This is a genomic window from Nonomuraea corallina (genome assembly GCF_027620315.1).
Taxonomy (GTDB): Bacteria; Actinomycetota; Actinomycetes; order Streptosporangiales; family Streptosporangiaceae; genus Nonomuraea; species Nonomuraea corallina.
Map to the genome: position 1 here is coordinate 1 of NZ_JAPNNL010000118.1, position 23,281 is coordinate 23,281.

22 protein-coding genes are annotated in these 23,281 nt (G+C 72.1%); 10 read left to right on the forward strand and 12 right to left on the reverse strand.

Translation table 11 applies throughout. The annotated features are described in order from the left end of the window. Nucleotides 1-186: 186 nt before the first annotated feature. Nucleotides 187-402, reverse strand: coding sequence for a hypothetical protein (locus OUY22_RS24955; protein WP_270157573.1), 216 nt, complete (start codon nt 400-402; stop codon nt 187-189). A 179-nt stretch (nt 403-581) separates the two neighbouring features. Next, entirely contained in the window at nt 582-2,162 is a 1,581-nt protein-coding gene (locus OUY22_RS24960) for a hypothetical protein (RefSeq protein ID WP_270157574.1), read from the reverse strand. A gap of 283 nt (nt 2,163-2,445) precedes the next feature. Between OUY22_RS24960 and OUY22_RS24965 the strand changes: the two genes are divergently transcribed. The 3 genes from OUY22_RS24965 to OUY22_RS24975 all read left to right on the forward strand — a co-directional run bounded on the left by OUY22_RS24965 (nt 2,446) and on the right by OUY22_RS24975 (nt 4,373). Beyond that, complete coding sequence (locus tag OUY22_RS24965; RefSeq protein WP_270157575.1) at nt 2,446-2,943, forward strand: ATP-binding protein; 498 nt, start codon at nt 2,446-2,448, stop codon at nt 2,941-2,943. A gap of 726 nt (nt 2,944-3,669) precedes the next feature. Further along, nucleotides 3,670-4,014, forward strand: coding sequence for a DUF3040 domain-containing protein (locus OUY22_RS24970; protein ID WP_270157576.1), 345 nt, complete (start codon nt 3,670-3,672; stop codon nt 4,012-4,014). After that, nucleotides 4,011-4,373, forward strand: a complete 363-nt coding sequence (locus OUY22_RS24975) for a hypothetical protein (RefSeq protein WP_270157577.1) — start codon at nt 4,011-4,013, stop codon at nt 4,371-4,373. Before OUY22_RS24970 ends, OUY22_RS24975 begins: the two co-directional genes overlap by 4 nt. A gap of 43 nt (nt 4,374-4,416) precedes the next feature. On the opposite strand, the gene OUY22_RS24980 is transcribed toward OUY22_RS24975, so the two are convergent. After that, on the reverse strand, nt 4,417-5,307 hold the full coding sequence (locus OUY22_RS24980; RefSeq protein ID WP_270157578.1) for a DNA-3-methyladenine glycosylase family protein: 891 nt from the start codon (nt 5,305-5,307) through the stop codon (nt 4,417-4,419). 127 nt (nt 5,308-5,434) lie between these two features. Here OUY22_RS24980 and OUY22_RS24985 point away from each other — a divergent pair, with 127 nt between their 5' ends. After that, nucleotides 5,435-6,784 carry an NAD(P)/FAD-dependent oxidoreductase gene (locus OUY22_RS24985; protein ID WP_270157579.1) on the forward strand — a complete coding sequence of 450 codons (1,350 nt, stop codon included), beginning with the start codon at nt 5,435-5,437 and terminating at the stop codon, nt 6,782-6,784. On the opposite strand, the gene OUY22_RS24990 is transcribed toward OUY22_RS24985, so the two are convergent. Then, nucleotides 6,750-7,400 carry a hypothetical protein gene (locus OUY22_RS24990; RefSeq protein WP_270157592.1) on the reverse strand — a complete coding sequence of 217 codons (651 nt, stop codon included), beginning with the start codon at nt 7,398-7,400 and terminating at the stop codon, nt 6,750-6,752. The two genes, OUY22_RS24985 and OUY22_RS24990, sit on opposite strands and share 35 nt — an antisense overlap. 20 nt (nt 7,401-7,420) lie before the next feature. Here OUY22_RS24990 and OUY22_RS24995 point away from each other — a divergent pair, with 20 nt between their 5' ends. Further along, nucleotides 7,421-7,585 (forward strand): hypothetical protein, encoded by a 165-nt coding sequence (locus OUY22_RS24995; RefSeq protein ID WP_270157594.1) that lies wholly within the window; start codon nt 7,421-7,423, stop codon nt 7,583-7,585. Here OUY22_RS24995 and OUY22_RS25000 read toward each other — a convergent pair. After that, complete coding sequence (locus OUY22_RS25000; protein WP_270157580.1) at nt 7,561-9,123, reverse strand: ABC transporter substrate-binding protein; 1,563 nt, start codon at nt 9,121-9,123, stop codon at nt 7,561-7,563. The two genes, OUY22_RS24995 and OUY22_RS25000, sit on opposite strands and share 25 nt — an antisense overlap. 161 nt (nt 9,124-9,284) lie before the next feature. On the opposite strand from OUY22_RS25000, the gene OUY22_RS25005 reads away from it, so the two are divergent. Beyond that, nucleotides 9,285-11,183 (forward strand): sensor histidine kinase, encoded by a 1,899-nt coding sequence (locus OUY22_RS25005; protein WP_270157581.1) that lies wholly within the window; start codon nt 9,285-9,287, stop codon nt 11,181-11,183. Then, nucleotides 11,176-11,535, forward strand: coding sequence for a DUF742 domain-containing protein (locus tag OUY22_RS25010; RefSeq protein WP_270157582.1), 360 nt, complete (start codon nt 11,176-11,178; stop codon nt 11,533-11,535). The genes OUY22_RS25005 and OUY22_RS25010 overlap by 8 nt, the downstream gene beginning before the upstream one ends. Here the strand turns inward: OUY22_RS25010 and OUY22_RS25015 are convergent. Genes OUY22_RS25015 through OUY22_RS25045 form a run of 7 tightly spaced genes read right to left on the reverse strand, consistent with a single transcriptional unit; the run spans nt 11,510 to nt 19,258 of the window. Beyond that, a complete protein-coding gene (locus OUY22_RS25015) occupies nt 11,510-12,400 on the reverse strand; it encodes an ABC transporter ATP-binding protein (protein ID WP_270157583.1) in 891 nt (296 codons plus the stop codon). The genes OUY22_RS25010 and OUY22_RS25015 overlap by 26 nt on opposite strands. Further along, nucleotides 12,397-13,134, reverse strand: coding sequence for an ATP-binding cassette domain-containing protein (locus OUY22_RS25020; RefSeq protein ID WP_270157584.1), 738 nt, complete (start codon nt 13,132-13,134; stop codon nt 12,397-12,399). The genes OUY22_RS25015 and OUY22_RS25020 overlap by 4 nt, the downstream gene beginning before the upstream one ends. Next, nucleotides 13,131-13,967, reverse strand: coding sequence for an ABC transporter permease (locus tag OUY22_RS25025; protein WP_270157593.1), 837 nt, complete (start codon nt 13,965-13,967; stop codon nt 13,131-13,133). Before OUY22_RS25025 ends, OUY22_RS25020 begins: the two co-directional genes overlap by 4 nt. Nucleotides 13,968-13,972: 5 nt before the next feature. Then, nucleotides 13,973-14,989: an ABC transporter permease gene (locus OUY22_RS25030; RefSeq protein ID WP_270157585.1), complete on the reverse strand. Its 1,017-nt coding sequence runs from the start codon at nt 14,987-14,989 to the stop codon at nt 13,973-13,975. A 3-nt stretch (nt 14,990-14,992) separates the two neighbouring features. Beyond that, complete coding sequence (locus OUY22_RS25035; RefSeq protein ID WP_270157586.1) at nt 14,993-16,624, reverse strand: ABC transporter substrate-binding protein; 1,632 nt, start codon at nt 16,622-16,624, stop codon at nt 14,993-14,995. Between the two features lie 20 nt (nt 16,625-16,644). Continuing rightward, nucleotides 16,645-18,198, reverse strand: a complete 1,554-nt coding sequence (locus OUY22_RS25040) for a hydantoinase/oxoprolinase family protein (protein ID WP_270157587.1) — start codon at nt 18,196-18,198, stop codon at nt 16,645-16,647. After that, the gene (locus OUY22_RS25045) at nt 18,191-19,258 is read right to left on the reverse strand and encodes a DUF917 domain-containing protein (RefSeq protein ID WP_270157588.1); all 1,068 of its coding nucleotides are present in this window, start codon (nt 19,256-19,258) and stop codon (nt 18,191-18,193) included. The genes OUY22_RS25040 and OUY22_RS25045 overlap by 8 nt, the downstream gene beginning before the upstream one ends. Nucleotides 19,259-19,357: 99 nt before the next feature. Between OUY22_RS25045 and OUY22_RS25050 the strand changes: the two genes are divergently transcribed. The 3 genes from OUY22_RS25050 to OUY22_RS25060 all read left to right on the forward strand — a co-directional run. Beyond that, entirely contained in the window at nt 19,358-19,792 is a 435-nt protein-coding gene (locus OUY22_RS25050; RefSeq protein ID WP_270157589.1) for an RpiB/LacA/LacB family sugar-phosphate isomerase, read from the forward strand. Nucleotides 19,793-19,978: 186 nt separating this feature from the next. Beyond that, on the forward strand, nt 19,979-21,142 hold the full coding sequence (locus tag OUY22_RS25055) for an amidohydrolase (protein ID WP_270157590.1): 1,164 nt from the start codon (nt 19,979-19,981) through the stop codon (nt 21,140-21,142). A gap of 28 nt (nt 21,143-21,170) precedes the next feature. Then, nucleotides 21,171-23,281, forward strand: a 2,111-nt coding sequence (locus OUY22_RS25060; protein ID WP_270157591.1) for a Tex family protein, incomplete at its 3' end; no start/stop codon positions are given.

Consider the following 23,281-nt stretch of genomic DNA (forward strand, 5'->3'; position numbering starts at 1 on the left):
TGGCATGCGCGGTACCGCCCTTCGCCTCGCTCTGGTTCGAACGACGGATGGCGGCCCGCACAACGACCCCGCGAACCGCCTGACCAACGCGCCGGGGTACGCTCCCGCCGCACCTGCCGTGAACCCTCCTGGCGAACCATCACCTCAGAGTTGACAGCTGCCTCGGTGAGCTCTCCGTCCTGGAGGTCAGTACAGCCAGGGGAAGCCGAGGCGGTTGGCGTACTCTTGGGAGCCGCCGACGACTCTGGCAGAGGTTTTGGGGTCGGTGCGGCGGAGGCAGTCGGCCAGATGAGCGACCTGAGCGTCGAGGCCGGTGCCGTCGACCGGGATGACCCATTCGAACTGGAGCCACGGGTCGTCGTCGTCCCGCGATGAAGGATGACCTGGATAGTAGAAGATCATCTGACCGTGTCCTGGTCCCCGGTCCGCGCGAAAACACCACCGAGGTCACACTGCCAGGTCGCGAGCAGCTCCGGCTCGTCACGCAGGCGGCGGTCGAGCAGGCGCGCCAGGCTGCGGGCCGGCCACTCCCACCCGTGGTCGCGTCCGGCCTCAACAGATTCCTGACCATCCGTGGGTGCCTAGCGCCCACTTCGCCACAGGCCGCGGGCACGCAGGGTCTCGTCCAGCTGTAGAACGTAGGTGTTGCCTGCCCACGGCTCCAGCGCGGCTCGCGATTTCGTGAGTTGATCGGTCAGACGGGCCGAGCTGTGCTGCGAGGCGATGTCGGCGGCTTCCGTCAGCTTGGCCGCGGCTTCGGGTATCTCCTTGGCCAGGGTCAGGGCGTCGGCATACCAAACGAGCGCGAACCCGCGATCCCTTTTGAACCCTGGCCTGAGGCCGGCAATGGACCGTTGGGCCGCTGCCAGCGCAGGCCCACGTTGTTTCAGCTGGACCAGAGACGTGGTCGCCTTGCGCTCCACCATCGAAGGCGAGATCCAATACAAGAACGCCGGTTCGGTGTCCTTCGGTGTGTTGGCCAGTGCCACCGCGTTGTCATGCGCCCGAGTGCTCGCCGAGACGTCACCAGCAGCGGCATGAGCGGTCGACAGCAGCGAGTCGTTCATCGCGCGCAACAGTCTGCTCGGGGATCGGGCAACCCAGCTCCGAGCCGCTAAAGCATGATCCAAAGCCGTGAAGGACCGATCCTGGTAAGCGGCCATATTGCCCAACCAGCAGTGCAGGTAGCCGATCAATGTCGGGTCGCCGAGGTCGAGGGCCGCCCGCAACCCGCCGTGCAACGCCTGCTCGGCCGCCGCGTAGTCGAGCAGGTCGTAGGCCAGGTAGCCCGACAACTGCGACAGCTGCGCGTACGCCCCGAGCAGCCGATCATGCAGCACCGGCGCCATCGACTCGCGCGCCAGAACCCGCTCAAGCGCCACGCGATGCCCGTTCACCACAGGCAACAGCGTCCCGGGCCCGTACATGTCGTCGGCCTGACGCGCGTGCATCGTCAGCTTCTCGAACGTCCGCACCGTCGCCTCGTCCACCCGCCGGGTTGCCCGCAGCACCCCCGCCAGGCGCTCCTCCTCGCCAGGAGTGAGAACGCGCAGGAACTCCAGCGCCCGGCCGCCGCCCAGCATGAGTGCCAGTTCGAAGAGCAGCTCACGTCGCTTCACGTCGGCCTCCTCGACCCCGGTGGCCCGCAGCAACCGCAAGCACGCCGACGCGTCCAAGGTCGTCTTGTCGACGGGCCTGACTTCTGCGGTCTCCTCCATCGTGACACGGTGTTCGCGATCCGGGGATGGCGGCCGGTTGACATCCATGGCACGAAAGTCCGCGCCGTCGATCAGGTCACGGTCGGCACTACGGTAGGACGCCAGATCGTCCCCGCCGACCAGGCTCCGCGCGGTGGTCTGATAGATCCTGGCCAGGACGACGAGAAGACGTGCGGGCGGCCGGCGTCCCGCTCCCGGGCCGGCCTCGAAGTCGTACAACCGCGCCTCGCGCAGGGACGCCGTGCCCGCCGGGTCGGCGTCGTTCGCCAGTGCGACCACGTCCCTGGCGGTGCGGCCGTGCGCCAGCCGGTACAGCCGCAACGGGCTGACGTCGTGAACGAGGGCGAGCACGTCGGCGATCTGCTCCCAGGTGAAGCCTTTCGCACGGAGGCACTCGCTCCACGAGCGAGCCTGCAACAGGACTCTGTAGCCCTCGCCGGACATCGAGCACCTCCTCTGGCCTGGGATTGCGAACGGAGTGTATCTGAATCGTCACTTTCTGATAAGTCGATGGAGTGGCGAAGCCAGGCCATGGGAGATGTCGATCGCGGGTCCCGGCGGATCCGCGCAGGTCAGGGCCCGGCAGAGGGTGAGTGATCGACTGAGCCGAGACCAGGGGTCCATGCGCCGCGACTGCCGGGCCACCCTACGGACGACGGATCACCGCATCCCGATCCGCCAGGCGCAACGCCTCACACGTCCACGAGAGCCAAGGGAGAAGGCCGACATGACCGAGCTCGCAGAGATATCCACGCTCCTGTTCGTCCCTGAGCAAGGCGCCCTCACCCACCCGATCCGGCCCGAGCACGTCAACGCGATGATCGACCTGCACCCCGGCGGCCTGACCTGGCGGCGCACCTTCCCCGGCACCCATGACCAGATCCCTCGCGCCCGCCACTTCACCCGCTACCTCCTGGTCGACTCCTCCCGCCAGGTCGACGCCGAACTCATCGTCGCCGAGCTCGCCACCAACGCTCTCCAGCACACCAGCAGCGGCCGTTCCCACGGCACGTTCATCGTCGAGATCATCCGCACCACGACAGCGATCACCCTCGCCGTCTACGACTGCGGATGGGGCACCACGCCGCGCTTCGCCGGCCCCTGCCGCGCCACCGCCGAACGTGGACGAGGTCTGGCCATCGTCGCCGCCATCGCGGACCGGACAGGCCACGAAGGCGACGACGAGACCGGCCACAAGGTCTGGGCGAGAATCCACACCTCCTAGAGAGCCGGCCGCGCGCCTCCCGGAGATGCTGCGACCCTCCACCGCGTCGAGCCCCCGTCGAGACCACCGGCGTCATCGGCACCACCAGCGCCACTGACGCCGCAGGCTGGGGCGGCACGGCCGCGCGCCAGTTCGACGCCGCGCTGCTGACCGTCGGCTTCACCTGCTCGACAGGCTGTCGAAGCTGCCCGGCGCGACCGTGCTCGACCTCGGGGTACGGGTCCTCGCCGTGGTCAGGACCCTGGTCGGCGACCACGTCCGGCACAACGCCTACTTCATCGACTTCCCCAGGAATGCCGCGCCCCCTGCACGAGTTGATCCCCGCCCGATACGTGAAGATCGCGAGGCCATGGGAGGGCTTCCTTCTCCATCGGAACAGGCCCGCCCGCAAGGGCACCTGTCTTAATCAGCTCCCGGGCTTTCCTCACGGCCGGCCGGTGGCACGGCGTGCCACGGTCCCGCCCGGTCGGTGGCGGACGCGCACGCCGAACCGGACGACGACCTCGCCGAGCAAGATGGGCAGGAAGGGTCGGCCCGCACTTTCGACCGGCCGGGAGGACGTTGCATACTGCAAGGGAGACGTGAACGGCGGCACCCTGGAGGCGCTATGCCGAAGACGACGCCCTGGCCGCGCGCGGGCCCCGGCTCGACGCCGGGGAGGGCCGCGACGCCCGGCCCGCCGCCCCGCACCGATCCGAGAGGGCGGCTGCGGGCCGCGTGAGAGCCATGGGCCTTTCCCGTGAGGAACGCCAGGCTCTCGACGAGATCGAGGAGCGGCTGGCCTTCGACGATCCCGACCTCGACGCCTTCCTGTCCGGGTCGCTGCCCGAGCGGCGGCGCGAGGTGCCGGCGGCCGTCTGGTGGACGATCGCCATCGTGGCCTACGTGGTGTTCCTGATCGGCGTCGTCATGACCGTGGCCACCCCTGAGGACGCCTGCCGGAGCACCTCCGACGGCCGCTGCCAGCCGCCCCCGGCCCGCACGACCCAGACCGTCCACGGTCAGCCGCTTCCTCCTGCCGCCGGCCTCACAGGTGAGCCGGCGCGTTCGCGGGATAGGGGGACGTCATGAACCGCAAGGACGACCACCCCGACGACGAGTTCTTCGCACCCGTCCTGCGTGAGCCGCCGCCCTCCGCGCGGGACGGCCGCCCGGGCCAGGTGAGCGACACCGGCGTGCCCGGCGTCGCCGGCGGCGGGCGGGGCGACTGGGACGAGGCGCCCCCGCCCTCGAACGCGCTCGGCTACCGCCTGCTCGGCGCGGCGCTCGCGCTGCTCGCCGGGATCGTGCTGGCCGTGCTCGCCGTGCTCGCCGGCCTGTCGTGGCTCGCGCTCCTGCCCGCCGCCGTGGCGGTGGCCGCGGCCGCGTACCTGATCCGGGTGAGCGTACGGCGCACCCGCGCGGGAGGAGGCCCGCCCACCTTCGGCTGACCGCGCCCTGGGTCGGCCCGGGATCGGCCCGGGATCGGCCCGGCTATCGGGGCTCTCCGTGATCCGGCCGGTACGTGGACGCGCGGAACAGGAAGGAGGCCCAGGAGCGGTAGGGCCGCCAGTGGTCGGCCAGCTTCCGGTACGCGGCGGCGGGCGCGTCCTCGGGCAGGCCGTACATCTCGCGCAGGATCGCGAACAGCCGCGGCTCGTCGCCCGGGAAGGCGTCCGGGGCGCCCGCGCCGCGGATCAGGATCAGCCCCGCGGAGAACGGGCCGACGCCGGGCAGGGAGCGCAGCTCGGCCAGGGCCTCCTCCGGGGGCAGCGAGCGCAGGTGCTCGGCGGTGAGCACGCCGTCGAGCGCGGCGCGGGCCAGGCCGCGGATCCACTCCTCCTTCTGCGCGGGCAGGCCGAGGCCGCCGGCCTCCACGAGAGTCATGGGCGGCGGGAAGACCGCGTGCTCCCGGCCGTCGACGTCGATCGCGGCGCCGTACCGCTCGGCGATGCGCTGCTTGAGGCGCGAGGCGATGAGCATCGACGAGCGCTGCACGATCACCGCCCAGCACGCCGCCTCCCACGGGGTCCAGAAGCAGACCGGCCGCAGGCCGGGCGCGGCGCGCTGGAGGTCGCCGAGCACGGGGTCGGCCGCGGCGAGGGCGGCGAAGCCGGAGCCGTCCACGTCGAGGGAGAGGATGCGCGCCACCTCGCCCCGGATGCCCGCTCCCGCCGGCCGCGTCGTGGTCACGGCGACCCCGCCGGGCGCGGCGGTCACGGACACGCCGATCGGCAGCCAGTCGGTCTCCGGGCAGAACCCGAACCGCAGCGCCCGCCCGTCGGAGGGCAGCGCGCTGGTGGCCGGCCAGTCCTGGACGAAGCGCAGCAAGGCGCCGAAGTCGAACGGGCCGGCGGCGGTGATCGTGAACTCGAACGGGGCCATGCGCCGTATCGTAGGAGCGCCGCGGAAGCGCTGGAGACGCCCGTACCGACATTCCGGATATTTCCGGCAAACGGGATATTATCCCGGCTTGGTGTTTGCCCTGCGGGCTCCTCGGAAGGGGCTACGGGTGAAACGCATAGCGATCGTGGGCACCGGCTTCGGCGGGTACGCCTGCGCAAGACAGCTGGAACGCCGGCTCAGACCCGGCGAGGCGGAGATCGTGCTGATCACGCCCAAGGACTACACCCTGTATCTCCCGCTGCTGCCCCAGGTGGCGGCCGGGGTGCTGCAACCCCGCTCCATCGTGACGCCGCTGCACGCGGGGCTGAAGCGCAGCAAGCTGCTGCCGGGCGTGGCGATGGAGGTGGACCTGGACGCCCGGGCGGTGAACGTGCTCAAGATCAGCGGTGAGCCGGCCCGGGTGCCCTTCGACGTGCTGGTGCTCGCCCCCGGCAGCATGACCAGGACGTTCGACATCCCGGGGCTGAAGGAGCACGCCCGCGGCATGAAGACGCTGGCCGAGGCGGTCTACCTGCGCGACCACTCGATCGCCCAGCTGGAGCTGGCCGCCTCCACCTGCGACCCGGAGGAGCGGGCCGCGCGGTGCGGGTTCCTGGTCGTGGGCGCCGGCTACTCGGGGGTGGAGACGGCCGCGACGCTCCAGCTCGTCACCCGCCGGGCGATGGCCCGCTTCCCGCAGCTCGACCCCGGCCTGCTGCGCTGGACCCTGATCGACATCGCCCCCGCGGTGATGCCGGAGCTCGGTCCCGAGCTGGGCGCGGCGGCGCGGGACCTGCTGGAGCGGCGCGGCGTCGAGGTGCGCCTGGGCACCACGCTGGAACGGATCACCGAGGACACGGCGATGCTGACCGACGGCACCCGGCTGTCCACGCACACCGTCATCTGGACGGCCGGGGTGACCCCGCGGCCGGTGGTGTCCAGCCTCGGCACGGAGACGGTCAAGGGACGGCTGGTGGTGGGCGCGGACCTCCAGGTGCCCGGGTGCGAGGGGGTGTTCGGGCTGGGCGACGCCGCGGCGGTGCCCGACCTGACGGCCGAGCCCGGCACGCCCTGCCCGCCGACCGCCCAGCACGCCCACCGGCAGGCCAGGACCGCGGCGCGCAACGTGCTGGCCGCCCTGCGCGGCGGCCCGCGGCACGAGTACCGCCACCACGACGCCGGCCTGGTGGTCGACCTGGGCGGCTCGGACGCGGTGGCCAGGCCCTTCGGGATCGGCCTGACCGGGATGGCGGCGCAGCTCGTCACCCGCGGCTATCACCTGCTGACGACCCCGTCGAGCCGGTCGCGGCTGCGCGTGAGCGGCGACTGGCTGCTCAACATGATGGCCCCGGACGACCTGATCAGGCTGGACTTCCTCAAGGACTCCCCGGGCACGCTGGAGGAGCTGGAGCACATGCCGATCACGCCGCGCCCGCGCCGGATCAGCGTGACCGAGTCAGTGGGATCCCGACCGTGATCTCCTTGCCGAGCCGGTGGTCGCCGACCAGGTCGAGGTCGTCGCCGCTCCAGAACCTGCCCGGGTCGTACCAGTTGGGCCGCCGGCCCGGGGGCAGCAGCCCCATCTCCTGGTAGGTGACGGCCACCACCTCGGCGCAGTAGGCGTTCTCCAGCGCCCGCTCCCCCATCGCCGTGCGCGGGCGCGATCCCAGGGGCAGGCGCGGCAGCCGGCCGCCCATCCACCGGGCCGCCAGCCTGGCGGTGGACGGGAACGGCGTGCCGTCGAGCCGGGCCACCGCGCGCAGCGCGGCGTCCTCCATCTCCCGGGTCGCCTGCGGCTCCAGCTGGCGCAGCCACGCCCGCTGGCCGTAGCGGTCGGCCCAGACCGTCACCGCGTCGCGCAGGTCGTGCAGCTGCACGCCCCGCTGGTGGGTGCCGGACCACAGGTCGGGCAGCGACTTGCCCAGCTCGGCGTGCCACATCATGGGCGGCAGGTCCTCGATGACGATCGCCATGCCGACGTGGTTGACGGGACTGTTGGTCATGGTCTGGATGGCCCGGTCGGGGACGGTGCGGCCCCGGAAGATCCACAGGTCGCCCGTTCTGGTGAGCTCCACGGCTTCGTCGAGAGTCAGCACAGGGCTAGCCTAGGGACATGCGCTGGTGGAAGATACTCGGCCTGGCAGGGGTTGCGGGCGTCGCGGCCACGGGAGTGGCCATCGCGCGGGCGGAGCGCCGCCGCCGCGCCTACACCCCCGAGGAGATCAGGTCGCGGCTGCGCGAGCGGGTCGAGGGTCAGCCCGAGGGCCGCAGGTCGTAGACGAAGACCACGTCCGGATAGGCCGGGTTGTCCACGTACCCCTGGACGCTGTCCAGGTAGGCCCGCCGGTAGTTGACCACCCACGGCATGGCCGCCGCCGCCTGCTGGTCCAGCACCCTGCGGGTGGCCCGGACGAACGACTGCCGCGCCGTGGCCCGGTCCGTCACGGTCAGCTCCGGCAGCGAGTCGAGCAGCGAGTCGGTGGTCGGGTCGTCGAGGTAGGCGAGGTTGAACACGGGCGGCTCGCCGCTGTGGAAGACGTTGCCGAACCACGAGTAGCCGTCGGCGTAGTCCGGCCACCAGTACATGACGAAGATGTCCTGGCCGCGCTTCTTGCCCAGCTCCCACTGGTCGGGCCAGGGCATGGCGCGGGCCTGGAGGGTGACGTTGAGTGACTGCAGGTCCCGGCGCAGCCGGTCGACCAGGACCTGCTGGTCGCTGTCGCCCTCGGCGTAGGTGAGGGTCAGCCGCAGCGGCCTGCCGTGCGGCCCGTACCCGGCCTCGCGCAGCAGCTCGGCCGCGCCCGCCAGGTCCTGCCGGGGCGCGCGGCCGGGCACGTGGCCGAGCAGCCCTTCCGGCACCACGCCGCTGTGCGGTAGGACGCCGCCGCCCAGCGCCCGGATCACGCCCCGGTAGTCGACGGCCCGCTGCACCGCGCGCCGCACGCGCGGGTCCTTCATCGGCCCTGAGGCGGTGTTGAACATCAGCATGGCCGTCTGGAACGAGGGCCGTTCCGAGGTGCGCAGGCCCGGCCTGTTCTCGGCCCGCGCGAACAGCTTCGGCTCCAGCCGGTAGAGGAAGCTGACCTCGCCGCGCAGCAGCTGCCGCCAGGCCTGGCGCGGGTCGGGCAGCACGCGGAACTTGACCGTGCGGTAGTGCGGCCCGTCCCAGCCTCCCCAGTATCCGTCGTACGCCTTGAGCGTCAGCTCGTCCCTGGCCCCCTGTTTCCAGGAGCTCACCGTGTACGGCCCGGTCCCGGCGTCCCTGCCCTCGGCGAACCACTTCTTCAGGTCCGGGGCCGCCCGCGTGTCGTAGATGTAGCCGGCGTAGGCGGCGGAGGCCACCACGTCGAGCGGCACCGGGTAGCGCAGCGCGAACGTGATCGTGTACGGGTCGTCGATCCTGATGGACGAGACCGCGTCCCAGATGTAGTAGGCGCCGGCCTTGGTCGCCATGGTGCGCTCGATCGACTGCTTGACCGCGACGGCGTCCATCGCCCGGCCGGTGTGGAAGGTGACGCCCTGGCGCAGGGTGAAGGTCCAGGACCGCCCGTCCGCGGTGCTGCGCCACGCGGTGGCCAGGCGGGGGACGCTCTTCTCGGTGATCGGGTTCCACAGCGTGAGCGTCTCGTAGACGTTCTGCAGGGCGACGATCTCGTTGGAGTACGACGTGGCGGGGTCCCAGTCCGTGATCACGTCCGTGTTCTCGACATAGACGAACGCCGACTCCCCGAGCCGCGGCTGCTGGACCGCCGCCGGCGCCGAGCACGCCGTGGCGAACAGCACCAGCGCGGCGACCGCTGCGAGACAACGGCGCAACGCATCTCCCTCTATGACCGATCTTCCGTGGAAACCTACTAGACGATCATGGCGGATGTCCGAAACCACCGAAAAATTGGGCAATCCGGAGATCCAATTGCTATCCTCGTGCCTTGTCCCGTCCGGGGTTGCCAGCAGGGGACCGACCGGAGTGAGGTGCCATGGGTCGTAGCCGAACGATCCGCATGAAGATCATCGGCCTACTGCTGGTTCCGCTCGTCTCGATGGTGGTGCTGTGGGGAGTCATCACCGCCGTCACGGCGAGCGAAAGCCTGGAGCTGAAGCGGTATCAGACGCTCTGGACGAACCTGCGACACCCGGCGTACAAGCTTGGCAACGAGCTGCAGCGCGAGCGCCTCGCCTCCGTTCAGTTCCTGCGCGGCGACGCGTCGGCCGACAGGCCGGCGCTCGCCGAGCAGCGTTCCCGCGGCGACAGGGCGAAGGAGGAGTTCAGGAAGCTCTCGGGCAGGTCCCGGGACACATCGGAGACGATCCGCAAACAGGTGGACGCGGTGTATACGCAGCTCGACAGGCTCGAGGCGGTCAGAGGAGAGATCGACGCGGGTCTTTCCGACCGTCTGCGCACGGTGGAGTCGTACAGCGCGATCATCGACTCCCTCTTCGACCTGCACCGGCGCGTCGGCTTCAGCGGCGACCTGCCGATCTACGAGCAGTCCAGGATCGTCATCGACCTCGGCTACGCCAAGGAGCTTCTCACCCGCGAGCAGGCGCTCGGCCTCGCCCCCACCACGACGGCCGAGCGCAGGCTGTTCACCCGGCTCGCCGGCAACCGGCGCTTCCTCATCGACCACGCGCTCGGCCAGCTCGACCCCGGCCTGCGCGACGTCCAGGTGTCGATCATCACCTCCTCCGACTATCAGCGGATGCGGCTGATGGAGGACCAGATCATCGCGGGCGGCACGCCGGACGGATGGCTGAAGACCACCGAGTCGCTGGCGAAGTCTTTTCAGGACGCCCAGATGCGCGCGAGCATGATCCTGCAGGAACAGGCGAAGCCGGTGGCCGACGCCGTGCTGATCCGGGCGTACGTGCTGGCCGGAACCTGCCTCGTGCTGGTCCTGGTGTCGATCGCGTTCACCCTGCGGATGGGCAACCGCCTGTCCAGGGAGCTGGCCAATCTCCGTGAGGCGGCGCTGGAGGTGGCCCAGGAACGGCTGCCGGAGGTCGTCGCCAAGCTGCGGAAGGGAGAGGAGGTCGAGGTGCCCGAACTGTCGGTCAAGAGCACGACCGTCGAGATCGACGACGTCGGCCAGGCCTTCTCCACCGTCCAGCAGACGGCCGTGGAGGCGGCGGTCGGCCAGGCGCAGCTACGCGACGGCGTCGGCCACGTGTTCCGCAACCTCGCCAGGCGCAGCCAGGCGCTGCTGCACCGCCAGCGCATCCAGCTGGAGGGCATGCAGCACCGCGCCACCGACCCCGACGACCTGGACGACCTGTTCCGGCTGGACCATCTGGCCACCCGGATGCGCCGCCACGCCGAGGGTCTGATCATCCTGTCCGGCGCCACCCCCGGCCGCGGCTGGAGCAAGCCGGTGCCGATGCTCGACGTGGCCCGCGGCGCCGCCGCCGAGGTGGAGGACTACCAGCGCGTCATGGTCGAGCCGATGCCGGCCCAGCGTCTGGCCGGCCCGGTGGTCGGTGACGTGATCCACCTGGTGGCCGAGCTGATCGAGAACGCCACCGTCTACTCTCCCCCGCACACCTCGGTGATCGTGCGCGGCGAGGTGGCCGCCCGCGGCTTCGCCTTCCACGTGGAGGACCGGGGGCTGGGGATGAGCGATGACCAGCTGGCGGAGTACAACGCGCGGCTGGCCAGCCCGCCCGAGTTCGACCTGGCCGACAGCGAGCGGCTCGGTCTCTTCGTCGTTTCCCGCCTGGCCGCCAGGCATGACATTCGCGTGATGTTGCGCGATTCACCATATGGAGGGACCACCGCCATCGTGCTGATCCCGGCAGAACATGTGACAGCCGCTCCGGACGAGCCGGAGGAGCCCACCGGCGCCCCGGTCCGCCCGATCCGGGTGGTGCAGGGTGAGTAGGGACGAGCGCTGGCTGGACGAGGACGCCGGTCCGATCGTCCCGGCCTACCTGCTGACCCGGGGCCGCACCGTGCCCGCGAGCGAGGCCATCGACCTCATCGCGGTCATCATCACTTCCGGCGGCCTGACGCCGCCGGTCGGGCTCGGTCCCGAACACCTGATCATCCTGCAGAAGTGCACCAGGCCGACGCGGCTGGTGGACGTCGCGGCCGAGCTCAACCTGCCCATCGGCGTGGTGCGGGTGCTCGTCGGCGACCTGCACCAGCAGAAGCTCGTCCAGGTCGAGTCGCCGCCTCCGGCGCCCGACGCCACGGTGCTCCTGGAGGTCATCGACGGCCTGAAGGCTCTCTGAGCACCTCCTCGGCCCGATGACAGGCGACCCGGCGCCGTCCGTCCAGGTCGCGGAGCGCGGGCGCGCTCTCACACTCCGCCACCGCCATCGGGCAGCGCAGCCGGAACGGGCAGCCCGTCCGCGCCGGCCGCGCCTCCGCGCGACCGCGCGCCGCGGGCGGCTCTCCCCCGAGCCTGGGCACGGCGTCGCGCAGCGCCAGCGTGTACGGGTGAGCGGGCCGGTCCAGCAGGTCGGCCGTGGGCCCCGACTCGACCACGCGGCCCGCGAACAGCACGTGCGAGGTGCGGCAGAGCCTGCCGACCACGGCCAGGTTGTGCGTGATGAGCAGGCGGCCGGCCGGCAGCCCGGCGAGCAGGTCGAGGATCTTCGCCTGGACCGTCACGTCCAGGGCGCTGGTGGGCTCGTCGAGGATGAGCAGCCGGGGGTTCACGGCCAGGGCGCGGGCGATCACCACGCGCTGGCGCTGGCCGCCCGAGAGCTGGTGCGGCCTGCGATCGGCCAGCGCGGGGTCGAGGCCGACCTGTTCGAGCAGTTCGGGGACGCGGTGGCGGGCGTGGCGGGGCAGCGCCTCGGCGACGGAGGCGCCGGCGCGCATCCGGGGGTCGAGGGCCTCAGCCTGGAAGACGGGCTGCACGTCGCCGCGGAAGCGCCTCATATCCGCTTTTTTCAGGTTCTGGTTCCCGTACCAGATATTTCCTGACATGGGGGTGAGAAGGCCGAGGAAGGCCCGCGCCAGCGTCGTCTTGCCCGACCCGCTCTCGCCGATCAGGCCGACGCCCCCCTCGACGATGTCCAGGGTGACGTCGTGGACCACGGGCGTGCGCCCGTACCCGAGCGTCACCCGCTCGGCCCTCAGCAGGCTCACGGCAGCGCCTCCAGCAGCTCGCGGGTGTAGGGGTGGGACGGCTCGGCCAGCACGCGGGCGGCCGGGCCGCTCTCCACGACCTCGCCGTCGCGCATGACCAGCACCCGGTGGGCGATCGTGGAGACCAGGGCCAGGTCGTGCGAGACCAGCAGCAGCGCCAGCCCGCGCGCCGCGCACAGCTCGCGCAGCACGGCCACCACCTCGGCCTGCACGGTCACGTCCAGCGCGCTGGTCGGCTCGTCGGCCAGGATCGCCTCCGCCCCGAGCGCGATGGCCAGCGCGATCGCGAACCGCTGCGCCTGCCCGCCGGACACCTCGTGCGGGTAGCGGCGCAGGATCGCCGGGTCGAGCAGCACCGCCTCGACCGCCTCCGCCATGACGCGCTCCGCGTCGCCGACGCCGTGCAGCTTCAGCGCCCGGCGCATCAGCGTGCCGAGCCGGGTGGTGGGGCTGAGCGCGGCCTGCGGCGACTGCATGACCAGCGCCACCCGCGCCCCCCTGATCGCGCGCAGCCGGGCCGGCGAGGCGGTCAGCACGTCCACCCCGGCCACCCGGACCCGCCCGCTGACCTCGGCGCCCTCGGTGAGCCCGAGCAGCGCCATGAGGGTGGTCGACTTGCCCGAGCCGCTCTCCCCCACGATCGCCACGCACTCGCCCGGCGCCACGTCCAGCTCCGGCACGTCGGCCACGACCCGCCCGCCGTACCTCACCCGGAGGTCGCGCACCTCGATCACTTCACGATCCTCCGCGGGTCCAGCGCGTCGCGCAGCCCTTCGCCCAGCACGTTGAACGCGAACGCGGTCAGCAGGATCGCCAGCCCCGGGAAGGTGACGACCCACCAGTTCGTGGTGAACAGCGTCTGCCCCTGCTCCACCATCAGCCCCCACTCCGCCGTCGGGTCCTGGGCGCCCAGCCCCAGGTACGACAGCGCGGCGGCGGTGAGGATGACCCCGCCGGCGTCGAGCGAGAGCTGGACCAGGACGGGCGTCAGCGAGTTCGGCAGCACGTGCCGCAGAATGATCATGATGGCCGGCACGCCGAGGCAGCGCGCGGCGTCCACGTACGGCCGGGTGGCGATGGAGGCGGCCGTGGCCGCCGACAGCCTGGCGTACCAGGGCCACCAGGTCACCGCGATGGCCACGATCACGGTGGTGACGCTCGGTTCCAGCACGACCGCCAGGGCCACCGAGAGCAGCAGCGCCGGGAAGGCCAGGAACACGTCCGTGATCCGCATGATCACGTCTCTGACCCAGCCGCCCGCGTACCCGGCCACCACGCCGAGCAGGACGCCGGCCGTGGCCGAGACCGCCAGCACCGCCACCGCGATCAGCAGCGACGTCTGCCCGCCGTGCAGCACCCGGGAGAACACGTCGCGGCCGGCCGCGTCGGTGCCGAACCAGTGCTCGCCGTCCGGCGGGCTCAGGGCGTTGAGCGGGTCCACCTCGCCCGGCGGGTGCGGGGCCAGCCACGGCGCCAGCACGGCGGCCAGCGCGATGAGGGTGATCAGCACCGCCCCGGCCAGGGCGAACCGGTCGGTGACCCGCGGCAGGCGCGCCACCCGCGGCATCGCGCTCACCGGGCCCTCGTCCTCGGGTCGATGACGCCCTGCAGCAGGTCGACCACCAGGTTGGCGAACACGTACATCAGCGCCACCAGCAGGGTGACTCCCGCTACGGCCGGCGTGTCGGAGTGGGAGATGGCGCTGACGGCGTAGCGGCCCAGGCCGGGCCAGTTGAAGACGGCCTCGACCAGGAACCCGTTCACGATCGCGTACGCGAACACCAGCGCGATCAGCGACAGCACCGGGTTGAGCGCCGGCCGCAGCGCGAACCGGGTGAGGATCGTCGTCTCCCTGAAGCCGAGCGCCCGTTCCAGCCGGGCGTGGTCCTGCGACGCCTCCTCGATGAGCGTGGCGCGCACCAGCTGCGCGATCACGCCCGCCGGGTACGCGGCCACGACCAGGGCCGGCAGCGCCAGATGCGCCAGCGTGCTGGTGAGGATCGGCCAGTTGCCGGTGATGAGGGCGTCCACGACGGTGATGTTGGTCCAGAGGGTCAGCGGGCTGGTGGTGTCGAGTGAGCCGTCGTACTCGCCGGCGACCGGGAACCAGCCCAGGGTGCTGCCGAAGACCGTCTGCAGGGCCAGCGCCAGCCAGAACACCGGCAGCGACACCGCGAGCATGCTGGTCAGCCGGACGGAGAAGTCCGGGAAGCGGCCCCGGAACCGGGCGGCCAGCACGCCGACCGGGACGCCCACCGCGATGGCGATCACCAGCCCGGCCCCGACCAGCTCCAGGCTGGCCGGGAACGCGTGGTACAGGTCCTCCAGCACCGGCCGCCGGGTGTGCAGGCTGGTCTGCCAGTCACCGGTCGCCAGGTCCCTGACGTAGACGGCGAGCTGCACCCAGAGCGGTTCGTCCAGCCCGAACCGCTCACGCACCTCCGCGAGCTGCTCGGGCGTGGCCCTAGGCCCGGCGTAGGCGACCGCCGGATCGCCGGGCACCATCCTGGTGATCACGAAGGTGAGCGCGACCACGCCCACCATGACCAGGAACGCCTGGCCCAGCCGGAGGATCAGGTGACGCGGCATCGCTCAGCCGGCGGGCTTGAGATCGTAGAAGAAGACGACGTTCGGGTAGGCGGGGTTGTCGACGTACCCGAGCACGTCCGCGGTGAGCGCGCGCTGGTAGGTCTGCACGTATGGCACCGCGACCGCCGCCTTCTCCTGGATGATCTTCTTCTGCAGGTCGGCGTAGGCCTGGTCCGCCGCCAGCGGGTCGGTGGCGGCGAGCTCCGGCAGTTTGTCGATCGCCTCGTCGATCGCGCCGTCCTTCAGGTACGACAGGTTGAACTGGACGTCCTCGGCGCTGCGGAAGACATTGAAGAACCAGGAGAACGGGTCGGCGTAGTCGGGGAACCAGTACATGACGAAGATGTCCTGGTCGCCCTTCTTGCCGCGGTCCCACTGCGCGTTCCAGGGCATCGCCCGCGCCTGGAGGGTGACGTTGACCTGCTTCAGCGCCGCGGTGAGCAGCGTGACCAGCAGCTTCTGGTCCTCGTCGCCCTGCGCGTAGGTGAGGGTGAGCTTCAGCTCGGGGTTGTCCGGGCCGTACCCGGCCTCCTGCAGCAGCGCCCGCGCCTTGTCCAGGTCCTGCTTCGGCTCCAGGCCGGTGGTGTGGCCGAGCAGACCGGGCGGCACCAGCCCGCCGGCCTTCTGCCCCGCGCCCTTGAGCGCCGCCACCAGTCCGTCGTAGTCGATGGCGTGCTGCAGCGCCTGCCTGACCCGCACGTCCTTGGCCGGCCCCTCGGCGGTGTTGAACAGCACCAGCAGGTTCTGGAACGACGGCGCCTGCTTGGCCTGCACGCCCTCGGTCATGCCCGCCTGCTGGAACAGCTGCGGGTTGAGCCGCTGCACGAAGTTGACCTCGCCGCGCTGGACGAGCTGCCAGGCGGTGGTGATCTCCGGCGTGACCCGGAAGGCCACCTTCTTGTACTGCTCGGGCCGCCAGCCGCCCCAGTAGTCCTCGAACGCCTTCAGCGTCAGCTCGGTCTCCTGGCCCTTGCGCCAGGAGTCGATCGTGTACGGGCCGGTGCCGACGTCCAGTTTGCCGTTCTTGACGTCGTCCTCGTTCTTCTCCAGCGCCTCGGCGTCGTAGAGATAGGCGGCGTACCCGGAGGAGGCGATGAGGTCCATCGGCGACGCGTACTTGAGCGTGAACTTCAGCGTCGCGTCGTCCGGCGTCTCGATCTTGTCGACCGCGCCCCAGATGTAGGCGGCGCCGCCGTTCGACTTCATCGTGCGCTCGATGGCCTTCTTGGCGGCCTCGGCGTCGAGCGGGGCGCCGGTGTGGAACTTCACGCCCTGGCGCAGCTTGAACGTCCACTCCTTGCCGCCGTCCGCCGAGGACCACTCGGTGGCCAGCCGCGGCTCGGCCTCCTTGGTCGCGGCGTTGTAGCGGGTCAGGCCCTCGTAGATGTTGGACAGGGCGATGATCTCGTTGGAGTACGAGGTCGCCGGGTCCCAGTCGGTCACCACGTCGAGGTTCGGGGCGTAGACGAAGGTGGCCTCGTTGTCCTGGGTGGCCGTCTGGCCCGCCGGGGTTCCGCCGGTGCTCGGCCGCGGGCTGCCGCCGGCGCCGCGGACCTGGCCACCCGCGCACGCGGATGCGGCCAGGGCCACGACGCCGGCGACCCCGGCGACGAGCAGACGCTTGTGCCAGCGCATGGGGGGATCCTTTCGAGTTGTCACCGGGTGAGCGGGCCGGCGGCTTTGGCGTGTATCCGCACGGCAGGCTCCGCGAGATAGCTGAGCGGCACCTCCAGCAGGTCGACGATCCGGACCCGGTCGGGGTCCGCGCCCGCGGCCACGGCTCGCGCCGCGGCCTCCTGCTTCACCCTTTCGATCGCCTCTGTCCGGCTTTCACCCGCAGGCATGATCGTATCGACTCTGCCGCTCGCCAGGGCGATCGCGGCGCCGACGGCGTTGGCCACCTCGGCGTGCTCAGGGTGGATGACGCGGCTCACGCCGGGGATCCGCTGGGGCAGCAGGAAGGCTCCGCCACCCACTGCCACCAGGGGCCGTCCGGCGCGGCCGAGCGCCATGCGGTCCACCGCGTCGGCGGCCAGCTCGTCGGCGGCGGTGATCACTCTTTGCAGAGTGTTGCGGAAATCTTCCGATATGTCGCCCAAGTCCCACTGGACACCCGGCGGGCGCCGTCCCGCCGCGACCGCCGCGTCCGTGAGCGTCGCCGTGCCGCCCCCGAACACCAGCGCCTCCCGCGTGATCCGGTAGCCGACCGAGTCGGGGCCGAACCGCGTTCCGCGCACGATGGTGCCGCCCCCGAGCGCGATGGCCAGGATGTCCGGCATGCGGAAGTTGGTCAGCACGCCGCCGATCTCCACGGCCGCCGACGACTCCCGCGGGAACCCGCCCGTCAGCACGCCCAGGTCGGTGGAGGTGCCGCCGACGTCCGCGACGATCGCGTCCGGCACCCCCGACAGGAACGCGGCGCCGCGCAGCGAGTTGGCCGGGCCGGAGCCGATGGTCGACACCGGCAGCCGCGCCGCGTGCTCCAGCGTCATCAGCGTGCCGTCGTTCTGCGCCAGGTAGGGGGTGGCCGCCAGCCCGCGCTCGGCCAGCGCGGCCGTCAGCGCGCCGGTGACGTGCCCGGCGACCCCGTACAGCGCGGCGTTGAGCACGGTCGCGTTCTCGCGCTCCAGCAGACCGAGCGAGCCGACCTCGTGGCTGACCGAGACCGGCAGCCCGTACTCGCTCCTGATCAGCTCCTCGACCGCCCGCTCGTGGTCGGCGGTGGCCGGGCTGAACACGGCCGTGACCGCGACCGCGTCGGCCTCCATCCCGTCCAGGAAGCGCCGGATCGCACCGGGGTCGATCCGGCCGATCTCGCGCCCGTCCACGTAGTGACCGCCGGGCACCACCGCCTCCCCGGCCGAGACGACTCCGCGCAGGTCGGCGGGCCAGCCGGAGAGCGGCGGCACGGCCGTGGTGGCGGGCGCGCCCAGCCGCAGCACGGCCACCCGGCCCAGGTTCGCGCGCTCCAGGACGGCGTTGGTGGCGTGCGTGGTGCCGAGCATCACCCGGCCGACCCGCCCGTGCGCCCCGGGCCCCAGCTCGCCCAGCACCGCGTCCAGCGCCGCGCGCAGGCCCCCGGTGACGTCCCGGCTGGTGGGCCGCTTGACCTTGACGATCACCCGGTCGTCCGCGCCGAGCACCACCGCGTCGGTGTTGGTGCCGCCGACGTCGACGCCGATCCGCAGGTCCGTCCCGCGCTCAGCCATGCGCCAGCTCCTCGACCGGCACGTAGTCCAGGTCGTAGCCGAACGCTCGCGGTCCCGCCGTGTCGAGCCCCTTCCCGGTGCGCCAGAGCGGGTCGCACGGCCAGGCGAGCACGGTGACGCGCTGGCCGTAGCGCAGGTCCTCCGTCTGGACGGCGGCCGCCGTCTCGGTGTCGACCACCGAGATCAGGTCCGGCACCATGGCCCTGACCTGGTTGTCCTCGACGGCAACCAGGTTCTCGTTCTGCAGTTCCAGGACGAGCGTGCGGCCGCGGTCGTCGCCTGTGCCCTCGATCGTGGCGGTGCCCCTGACGAACCCGCCGGTGGTGCGCCGCGCCACGTCCGTCAGCTTGCCGGTGATCAGCCTGACCGCCCCCAGCTCCGCGGCGAGCGCGGCCAGCGGGTCGGCCGCGCCCTCGGTGGCCCGGCCGATCTCCAGCGCCCGGGTGACCGTGCCCTCGATCACCGCGCCCCTCGCCCGTTCGGCCGTGACGACGTAGTCGGCCATCAGCGCCGAGGAGCCCGCGGCCACGCAGACCGCCCGCGCCAGCCGCTCGGACCACAGGCCGTCGACCGGCCGGATCGTCACCACGTTGCCGGCCACGTCCGACATGATCACCAGGTCGGCGGGCAGCCCCGCGACGTGCATGGAGACCATCTGGACCTCGGGGAAGGCCCGGCCCATGCCGTCGGCGTCGAGCAGCGGCAGCCCGAGCCACGCGGCCCAGGCCACGGGCTGCACCCCGTTGGAGCCGCCGATCTCGGACGACATGACGGCCGCGGGCGGCCTGCCGAAGAGGCGCTCGACCTCCTCGGCGACGCGCTTCGGCTCGTCCTCGCTGTGGATCATCTCGTGGCTCACGGTCGGCGCCCCGATCCCGGACAGCGGCAGAACCAGCGCGTCAGGGGAAAGCTCGGCCAGCCGCACGAGCGGCACCGGGCCGTGCTCCCCGACGGCCCGCGCGGCGGCCAGCGACCCGGCCCGCACACCGCCGCCCCCACCGGTGCCGAGCACGGCGCAGCCTCGGGCCAGAGCCGGAATGTCAGTTTCGCGGATGCTCATAGGGAGCCCCAACCAAGCACATACCGCGTCATAGCGCCAGCCTGTCCTTTCCCTGACTGGTAGACCTGAGGAGGGTCCACGGGCGAAGGAGGAGCACGGATGCGGATCTCGGTGGCGGCCGACAGCCTGGACGGGGTGGCGGAACGGGTGGTCACCGCCCTGCGGCGGCGCGGCCACGAGGTGATCAGGCACGGCGCGCTGGCCGGCGACGAGCGCGACGACTGGGCGTGGGCGTCGGAGTCGGCGGCCCGCGACGTCGCGGAGGGCCGCGCCGACCAGGCGGTGGTGTGCTGCTGGACCGGCACCGGCGCGTCCATCGCGGCCAACAAGGTGCCCGGCGTCAGGGCCGCGCTCTGCGCCGACGCCTACACCGCCGGCGGCGCCCGCAAGTGGAACGACGCCAACGTGCTCGCCCTCAGCCTCCGCCTCACCTCGGACGTGGTGCTCGACGAGATCCTGGACGCCTGGCTGGAGGGCGCCCCGAGCGCCGACGCGTCCGACCGCGCCAACGTGGCCCACTTGGACGACATCTGACCCGGGGACCCGCTCCCGGCGCGCCTGACCCGACCCCGGACGCCGGTGAACCCCCGCGCATCGTCGGCGCCGCGCTTTGTCGGTGCCGCGCTTTGTCGGTGCCGCGCTTTGTCGGCGCCGCGCTTTGTCGGCGCCGCGCTTTGTCGGCGCCGCGCTTTGTCGGCGCCGCGCTTTAGGGTGCAGGGCATGACCGACGTCATCCTCCGGGGCGGTCGGCCCTGGGGCCTCGACGGCCCCGCGGACGTGCTCGTCCGCGACGGCCTGATCGAGCGGGTCGCCACCGCCGTCGACGCCCCCGGCGCGCGCGTCGTCGACGTCGCCGGGCGGCTGGTCCTGCCCGGTCTGGTCGACGCCCACTGCCACCTCGACAAGACGCTCCACGGCGGCCCCTGGGTGCCCCACTCGGCCGACGACACGCTCGCCGGCCGCATCGGCAACGACCTGTCCCGCCGCGGCGAGCTGGGCGTGCCGAGCGTGCCGCGCATCGTGTCCCTGCTGCGGACGATGAGCTCGTACGGCACCACCAGCGTGCGCAGCCACACCGACATCGACCCGCAGGTGGGGCTGCGCGGCGTGGAGGCGGTCCGCGAGGCGGCCGGGCAGGTGCCGGTCGACGTGACGCAGGTGGCGTTCCCGCAGCACGGCCTGCTGACCAACCCCGGCACCGCCGAGTTGCTGGAGGAGGCGCTCAGGAGCGGCGTGGAGGCGGTCGGCGGCCTCGACCCCGCGGGCATCGACCGCGACCCCGTACGCCACCTCGACCTCATCTTCGGCCTGGCCGGCCGCTACGGCGTCCACGTCGACATCCACCTGCACGACGGCGGCTCGCTGGGCGCGTGGGAGGTGGAGCTGATCATCGAGCGCACGCGCGTGCTCGGCCTGGCCGGCCGGGTCACGATCAGCCACGCCTACGCGCTCGGCCAGCTCGACGCCGCCCAGGCGGGCCGGCTGGCCGAAGGGCTCGCCGGGGCGGGCGTGGCGGTCTGCACCGCCGCCGTCTACAGCTTTCCGGTGCCGCCGGTCAAGATCCTGCGGGCGGCCGGCGTGACGGTGGCGTGCGGCCACGACGGCATCCGCGACCTGTGGGGGCCGTTCGGCAGCGGCGACATGCTGGAGCGGGCCATGCACCTGGCCTACCGCAGCACGTTCCGCCGTGACGAGGACATCGAGCTCGCTCTGGAGGCCGCCACCTACGGCGGCGCACGCGCGCTCGGGCTGCGCGGATACGGGCTCGCACCGGGCGATCGGGCCGATCTGGTGGTGGTCGAGGCGGGCGGCGCGGCCGAGGCCGTGGTCGTTCACCCTCGGCGCATCCTGGTCATGAAAGACGGCGTCGTCCTGCACAATTGACCGGCGGGACCATCGAAAGGCAGGGCAAGTGCTCTCTATTCACCAGCGGATCGCCGAAGAGCTCGGGGTGCGCGAGGGGCAGGTGCGGGCCGCGGTCGACCTGCTCGACGGCGGCGCGACCGTGCCGTTCGTCGCGCGCTACCGCAAGGAGGCCACCGGCGCGCTCGACGACGCCCAGCTGCGCACGCTCGAGGAGCGCCTGCGCTACCTGCGCGAGCTCGACGAGCGGCGGGCCGCGATCCTGGAGTCGATCGAGTCCCAGGGCAAGCTCGACGACGAGCTGCGCGCCCAGATCATGGCGGCCGAGACCAAGGCCCGCCTGGAGGACATCTACCTGCCCTACAAGCCGAAGCGGCGCACCAAGGCGCAGATCGCCCGCGAGCTGGGGCTGGAGCCGCTGGCCGACAAGCTGCTCGGCGACCCGTCCCTCGACCCGGCCGACACCGCGGCGGGCTTCGTCACCGAGGGCGTGGCCGACGCCGGGGCGGCGCTCGAAGGCGCGAGGGCCATCCTGATCGAGCGGTTCGCCGAGGACGCCGACCTGATCGGCGGCCTGCGCGAGCGGCTGTGGGAGCGCGGCAGGCTGGCCTCCAAGGTGCGTGAGGGCAAGGAGGAGGCCGGCGCGAAGTTCTCCGACTACTTCGACTTCGCCGAGCCCTTCACCAAGCTGCCCTCCCACCGCATCCTCGCCATCTTCCGCGGCGAGAAGGAGGAGGTCCTCACCGTCACGCTCGAACCCGACGACGCCGCCGACTACGAGCAGCGGATCGCCGCCCGGTTCGGCGTCTCCGACCAGGGGCGGCCCGCCGACCCGTGGCTGGCCGAGACGGTCCGCTGGGCGTGGCGCACCCGCATCCTCGTCCACCTGGGCATCGACCTGCGGATGCGGCTGTGGCAGGCGGCCGAGGACGAGGCGGTGCGGGTGTTCGCGGCCAACCTGCGCGACCTGCTGCTGGCCGCGCCGGCCGGCAGCCGCCCCACGATGGGCCTCGACCCCGGCCTGCGCACCGGCGTCAAGGTGGCCGTGGTCGACGCGACCGGCAAGGTCGTCGACACCGCGACCATCTACCCCCACGAGCCCAAACGGCAGTGGGACCAGTCGCTGGCCGTGCTCGGGGCGCTGGCGCAGCGTCACGGCGTCGAGCTGATCGCCATCGGCAACGGCACCGCCTCCCGCGAGACCGACAAGCTGGCGGGCGAGCTGGTCAAGCACCTGCCGTCGATCACCAAGGTGGTGGTGTCGGAGGCGGGCGCGTCCGTCTACTCCGCGTCCGCGTACGCCTCGCAGGAGCTGCCCGAGCTGGACGTGTCGCTGCGCGGCGCGGTGTCGATCGCCCGCCGGCTGCAGGACCCGCTGGCCGAGCTGGTCAAGATCGACCCGAAGTCGATCGGCGTCGGCCAGTACCAGCACGACATCGCCGAGTCGAAGCTGTCCCGCTCGCTCGACGCGGTGGTCGAGGACTGCGTCAACGGCGTGGGCGTCGACGTCAACACCGCCTCCGCGCCGCTGCTGACCCGCGTCTCGGGCATCGGTTCCACGCTGGCCGAGAGCATCGTCCGCCACCGCGACGCCAACGGCCCCTTCCGCGCCCGCACCGCGCTGAAGGGCGTGCCCCGCCTCGGGCCGAAGGCGTTCGAGCAGTGCGCGGGCTTCCTGCGCATCCAGGGCGGCGACGACCCCCTCGACGCCTCCAGCGTGCACCCCGAGGCCTACCCCGTGGTCCGCCGCATCCTCGACTCCGTCGGCACCGACCTCAAGTCGCTGATCGGCAACACCGCCGCGCTGCGGTCCCTCGACCCGCCGGCGTTCACCGACGAGAAGTTCGGCCTGCCGACGGTCACCGACATCCTGCGCGAGCTGGAGAAGCCCGGCCGCGACCCGCGCCCCGCCTTCCGCACGGCCACCTTCAAGGAGGGCGTCGAGAAGCTCTCCGACCTGGAGCCGGGCATGATCCTGGAGGGCGTGGTCACGAACGTGGCGGCGTTCGGCGCCTTCGTCGACATCGGGGTCCACCAGGACGGCCTGGTCCACGTGTCGGCCATGTCCCGCACGTTCGTCAAGGACCCGCGCGACGTCGCCAAGCCCGGGGACATCGTGCGCGTCAAGGTGCTGGACGTCGACATCCCGCGCAAGCGCAT

Excerpts from the sequence above, each read along its gene's own strand:
- OUY22_RS24955 (WP_270157573.1), bottom strand. The coding sequence starts at position 402 with ATGATCTTCTACTATCCAGGTCATCCTTCATCGCGGGACGACGACGAC.
- OUY22_RS24960 (WP_270157574.1), bottom strand. The coding sequence starts at position 2,162 with ATGTCCGGCGAGGGCTACAGAGTCCTGTTGCAGGCTCGCTCGTGGAGC.
- OUY22_RS24965 (WP_270157575.1), top strand. The coding sequence starts at position 2,446 with ATGACCGAGCTCGCAGAGATATCCACGCTCCTGTTCGTCCCTGAGCAA.
- OUY22_RS24970 (WP_270157576.1), top strand. The coding sequence starts at position 3,670 with ATGGGCCTTTCCCGTGAGGAACGCCAGGCTCTCGACGAGATCGAGGAG.
- OUY22_RS24975 (WP_270157577.1), top strand. The coding sequence starts at position 4,011 with ATGAACCGCAAGGACGACCACCCCGACGACGAGTTCTTCGCACCCGTC.
- OUY22_RS24980 (WP_270157578.1), bottom strand. The coding sequence starts at position 5,307 with ATGGCCCCGTTCGAGTTCACGATCACCGCCGCCGGCCCGTTCGACTTC.
- OUY22_RS24995 (WP_270157594.1), top strand. The coding sequence starts at position 7,421 with ATGCGCTGGTGGAAGATACTCGGCCTGGCAGGGGTTGCGGGCGTCGCG.
- OUY22_RS25005 (WP_270157581.1), top strand. The coding sequence starts at position 9,285 with ATGGGTCGTAGCCGAACGATCCGCATGAAGATCATCGGCCTACTGCTG.
- OUY22_RS25025 (WP_270157593.1), bottom strand. The coding sequence starts at position 13,967 with ATGCCGCGGGTGGCGCGCCTGCCGCGGGTCACCGACCGGTTCGCCCTG.
- OUY22_RS25030 (WP_270157585.1), bottom strand. The coding sequence starts at position 14,989 with ATGCCGCGTCACCTGATCCTCCGGCTGGGCCAGGCGTTCCTGGTCATG.
- OUY22_RS25035 (WP_270157586.1), bottom strand. The coding sequence starts at position 16,624 with ATGCGCTGGCACAAGCGTCTGCTCGTCGCCGGGGTCGCCGGCGTCGTG.
- OUY22_RS25040 (WP_270157587.1), bottom strand. The coding sequence starts at position 18,198 with ATGGCTGAGCGCGGGACGGACCTGCGGATCGGCGTCGACGTCGGCGGC.
- OUY22_RS25045 (WP_270157588.1), bottom strand. The coding sequence starts at position 19,258 with ATGAGCATCCGCGAAACTGACATTCCGGCTCTGGCCCGAGGCTGCGCC.
- OUY22_RS25050 (WP_270157589.1), top strand. The coding sequence starts at position 19,358 with ATGCGGATCTCGGTGGCGGCCGACAGCCTGGACGGGGTGGCGGAACGG.
- OUY22_RS25055 (WP_270157590.1), top strand. The coding sequence starts at position 19,979 with ATGACCGACGTCATCCTCCGGGGCGGTCGGCCCTGGGGCCTCGACGGC.